This window comes from Desulfogranum marinum (genome assembly GCF_016918565.1).
Taxonomy (GTDB): Bacteria; Desulfobacterota; Desulfobulbia; order Desulfobulbales; family Desulfobulbaceae; genus Desulfogranum; species Desulfogranum marinum.
This window is the reverse complement of sequence record NZ_JAFFQD010000095.1, coordinates 1-4,587: the sequence shown is the minus strand read 5'-3', so window position 1 is coordinate 4,587 and position 4,587 is coordinate 1. Positions and strand designations below refer to the sequence as shown.

Here is a 4,587-nt window from a genome sequence, read left to right as displayed (position 1 = left end):
ATTTTTCGGTGACCATAGCGAAGAGGCTCCACCCGTTCCCATTCCGAACACGGTAGTTAAGCTCTTCAGCGCCGATGGTACTGCATGGGTGACTATGTGGGAGAGTAGGTCGTCGCCGTCTCTTTTTTATATATATAAAGTCCTTAATACTTAACTGTATTAAGGACTTTTTTTTTGTTTATATGAATCATCTTTGCCTTCTTTTCATTCTTTTCACTAAGGTGAACGCTTTCAACTGTCAGTCACTTGCCCTGATTTTTAAATAAGGATAGGTCTAGCTGTTCCAGTGCAATTAACTGTTTATAAGGAACTCCAAACTCTGCACACTGAGATTGGATAGGAAGATATGGTGAAACTATTTTATGGCAGGCTGTTTACTGGTCATTCATAAACAGAAAAAGAGTGATGCATATGGAGCAGGTATGGCGGTGCCCTCTCAAGGAGGCACCATTTTTTGTCGGCTACAATGAGGACTGCCTGATCGTGACCAATATGCCCTGTCGTTTGAGCTCTTCACCTGCGGAGAACTCGGCAAGTGTAATGGTGTTGACATCACTCTGTTCCTTCTTTTGCTTGAGAACGTTCATCCAATTCAGATCCAGTGAGAGTTCTTCGATTGAGATAGCTTTTTCAGGATGTGTAAAAGTAGCAATCAGGTACTGCAGTGATTTTTCCGGGATGCCGATGTGTTTTTTTTTCTCTTCAACGGCGAGAGTGGTTTCTACAAGCAGCTTTTCGGTCTCTTCTAATTTTTTACGAGTCTCGTAGCTGGGAGGAGCCAGGTTGCCGAAAGCTTGTTTTTTTCCTTTCAGCATACGTTTCATGGAATCCAGGTGAGCCTTGCGTTCTCTTAATTCCGTCAGCTCTTCACGCAGAGAATTGATTGTTTCCATAGCTGTTGCGGCTAGTATTTCCAACACTTTTTCTTCAAGCATTGCCTGGGTGCTTTCCAGGGAACTGGAGGGGGCAACAAGCAGGTGATCGTAAAAATTAATGGTCTGCATGGCTGCATCTCGTAGAATCATTTCCCCCTGCCGCTCATGACCAAAGGTGGTTTTTATCTCCTTGGACATGGTAAGTAAGGCAATGATATCTACGTTTTTTTGAAGCTGCCCCTTTATGTCTGCAGGTAGGCGTTCTAAGAGCTCTTGAATGTGATCAGGAGACCTGAAAACGGCTCTAAGCTGAGGACTGTTATGGTAGTTGCGACTGCTCAGCGAGATGGGCCCGGGAAGAGCGGCAACGAGTTTACTACTGTATTCCATGGCTTGTTCTATTGCCGGTAATGCTGTTCGTTTATACTTTGGCGCCAACCGGATTTTCGAGTCTGCGATATCAATTGCAGCTTCAAGCGCACAGTTTACCTCCGCGCGGTGTGTATGCTGGAAACCGATGGTCTTGAATTGTTTCTTTACCCATGAAAGGGCAGACAGTTTAGAAGTCGAGCTTGCTGTTTTCATCATTGCACCGGCGATTTGTTCTGGATGGCCAAGAGCAGGCAATGGAGCACTCGTCCTGAACGATGCAGCCAAATGACCATTAATGTATACCTTAAAACACATTGTATTCTGCGCTAGTCGGTTCTACGCTTTGTGGGGTTGGATAAAGCGTATTCCTTTAACCTGGTTTTTTGTAGAAACTGCCGACAGCAATGGCCCAGTCGGAACGATAGGGTGCTTTCCAGGTATGCCTTGTCGCTGACAGTAGTCCAAGGTCTATTTCTTTATACTCTGCAGCCAGATCCACTGCTATGGCAGGCTGATTGTCTGTTCCCATGTGGGAAAGATCCATGTGGAGGAAATAGATGTCTTCACCGTAGAATACATATCTTTTATATTCCCTATCTGTGAGGCAATAGCCGTTTGAAAGGCTGTTAGCAGTGGTCATGCCAAGCACAAACCGTCTCTTTTTATGCCAGAAAGTATAATGGGTTCTTAATTGTTCCGGTTTGGGATAAGGGTGAGGGCTGGAATTGTAAAAACCAAAAAAACCACCCATGCCGCCTGCCATGGTTTGCTGCCAGAGCATCCTGCGGGTGCCTTCCATATCAAGCTTAAATTCAGGTCGCTTATAGGTGTGGCGCTCTTCGTAGAGATGAGGGTGCTTTGTATTGGAACGAATATCATTTGTTATTTCATTGTAACTTCGCGGGCCGTGGGCAGTGGTACTGATGACATCAGCTCCAAAAGAGCCGTAGGCGATAATGGTTGCTGGGGTGCTGGTTATTTCCCAGCCTCTTGCTGACAGCAAGTGCTGCCAGCCGAAATGATCATAGAGATACGTTGCCCATGCCTCAATCTGGCCGAGGGTCGTCCATTCCCACAGATCAAAACCGTAGCCCATTGTCCAGCCGGGGAGTGGACCAAGCCGGGCGGCAATGTAGCGCTGTACCCTCTGGTCTGCCCTACCGTTAATCCCTCCCACATTAATTGGGGTGGCTTTTCGGGCATGATCTCCCCATGCCCAGATATGCACTCGCCCTCCTCTGGCATGGGCTTTTTGGATACAGGTCTCCAGTATCCTGAAGGTGGTAATATCGGGATTGGTACTACTGTGCTCTTCTGAGCTATAGGCTGGATAGTTGAACCAGCTGTTGCCGACATTTAGGTGGACAATTTCAAATCCGTTGGCAAATACATTGTCCAGATAGCTGTCCCAAGCCTTTTCGGCAGTTTTGAGATCAGCGCCCAGCTGGTGAAAAAGCCATCCTTTTTCTCTGCCCAGTTTATGGTTCATGAAAACGGTAAAGCTGTACCCTTCAAGATGGGCATCATCACCTTTTTGGATAGCAAATTGGTTGCCTTGGTGGCTAAGGAAACCCTCTATGGCAGCATTCGGGTTGGGGAGAACGGAAACCGAGCCGGTGTGTCCATCAAGATCAGAGTTTTTACTGATGGTGATAAAATTCCACAAACCGGTTTTGACTCCAGTGAACCGGAATTTCCAGGTTGCTTCACCATCGTAAAACATGCCTGTTGTTCTCTGCTCACCACTGGCATGGTGGGTAAAGGTAGCCTTTGCCACCAGGTCAAAGGCATTGCCTGGGTAGGAGGTATTGCTTAGGGAGAACTCCGCATACGGTGCATACATGGTGATGGTCTTTTGCCCCAGGTTATCACCATGTGCAGGAGGCTGGAAGCACGGAAACAACGTACATAAGATAAAGAGAACCACTCGTGATTGTAAGGAGGCGAACGTAAGCAAATTCATCTGCTGGATATGTTCATTTTGGTAACCGCGATCTCCCGCATTTTAAATTTCTGTATTTTGCCGGTAACGGTCATGGGAAACTCCTCTACAAACCAGATGTAGCGAGGGATTTTATAGTGGGCGATTTTATCGTGGCAAAACCGGCGAATTTCTTCTTCTGTGATTGTCATGTCCGCGTGGGGTTGAACCCAAGCCATTATTTCCTCACCGTACCTGTCGTCAGGAATGCCGAAAACAGCAATTGCCGCAACCTTTGGGTGGGTAAAAATGTAGTCTTCTATTTCCCGCGGATAAATATTTTCTCCGCCCCGAATGATCATCTCTTTCAGGCGACCGGTTATTTCAACATACCCATCTTTGTCCATTTTTCCGAGATCACCAGAGTGGAGCCAGCCGTCCTCATCGATAGCTTTGTCCGTAGCCTCTTGGTCGCCATAATAACCTTGCATGATATGATAGCCACGAAAACAAATTTCACCAATTTCAAGGAGCGGTACCTGCTGACCTGTCTTCGTATCAACCACCTGCACCTCCTGATGGGGGAGGTTGCGGCCGACGGTATGGATTCGGCGATGAAAGGTGTCATCCGGCAGGGTTAAGTGAGTGATGGGTGAGGCTTCGGTTTCGCCGTAGCCTATTAGAATCTGAGCACAGTGCATTTCGTTAATAACCTGCTTCATTAGCTCCGGCGGGCAGGGAGCACCTGCCATTATGCCCGTTCGCAGGCTGGTCAGGTCAAAGTCATGGAACCGAGGATGTTCAAGTTGAGCGATAAACATGGTCGGTACCCCATGAACAGCGGTACATTTTTCTTGAGCAATTGCTGTAAGTACCTGCAATGGATCAAAGTGTTCACAGGCAATTACTATACAGGCGCCAACCGAGAGGCAGAGCAGGTTGGCAAGCACCATTCCGAAACAATGGTAAAAGGGAACAGGCACGCATAAGCGATCAGCAGCAGTAAATTGCATAGCTAAAGCGGAAAAGTAGGCATTGTTGAGGATGTTATGGTGGGTCAGCACCACTGCCTTGGGAAAACCGGTCGTACCGGAGGTATACTGAATATTGATTGGATCGTGGTAGTAAAGCTCGCTGGTAATGGTTGTTAGCTGCTCATCAGTAACCTCTTGGCCTGCAGTAAGAACATCCCGCCATGGTATCAGCCCGGGAAGAGGAGAGCTGGTTTTTTCGGGTTCCGCCGGATCATAAAGCATGATATGACGCATGAAAGGAAGTGCTTTGTTGTGGAGTGCGTATTCCACTGAATCCGGCCACCCATTCCAGTCGAAACCGGCCAGTCAGTCCACGTGATTCCGGCCACCTATTCCAGTGAAACTGGCCAGGTGGTCGGAGCGAAGCGACGCTGTTATTTTTTCA

3 protein-coding genes and 1 rRNA gene are annotated in these 4,587 nt (G+C 47.6%); 1 reads left to right on the top strand and 3 read right to left on the bottom strand.

The window, feature by feature from the left end; translation table 11 throughout:
• Window positions 1-4: 4 nt before the first annotated feature.
• A 5S ribosomal RNA gene (rrf, locus tag JWH17_RS22790) occupies window positions 5-121 on the top strand.
• A gap of 340 nt (window positions 122-461) precedes the next feature.
• On the opposite strand, the gene JWH17_RS22785 is transcribed toward rrf, so the two are convergent.
• The 3 genes from JWH17_RS22785 to JWH17_RS22775 are packed head-to-tail and all read right to left on the bottom strand — an operon-like array spanning window position 462 to window position 4,472.
• Window positions 462-1,562 (bottom strand): hypothetical protein, encoded by a 1,101-nt coding sequence (locus JWH17_RS22785; RefSeq protein ID WP_205225007.1) that lies wholly within the window; start codon window positions 1,560-1,562, stop codon window positions 462-464.
• 55 nt (window positions 1,563-1,617) lie between these two features.
• Window positions 1,618-3,204, bottom strand: coding sequence for a DUF5060 domain-containing protein (locus JWH17_RS22780; protein ID WP_205225006.1), 1,587 nt, complete (start codon window positions 3,202-3,204; stop codon window positions 1,618-1,620).
• Between the two features lie 2 nt (window positions 3,205-3,206).
• On the bottom strand, window positions 3,207-4,472 hold the full coding sequence (locus tag JWH17_RS22775; RefSeq protein ID WP_332468474.1) for an AMP-binding protein: 1,266 nt from the start codon (window positions 4,470-4,472) through the stop codon (window positions 3,207-3,209).
• Window positions 4,473-4,587 lie beyond the last annotated feature (115 nt).

Bases quoted from the DNA above. Each gene is read 5' to 3' on its own strand.
- JWH17_RS22785 (WP_205225007.1), bottom strand. From the start codon at position 1,562: ATGTGTTTTAAGGTATACATTAATGGTCATTTGGCTGCATCGTTCAGG.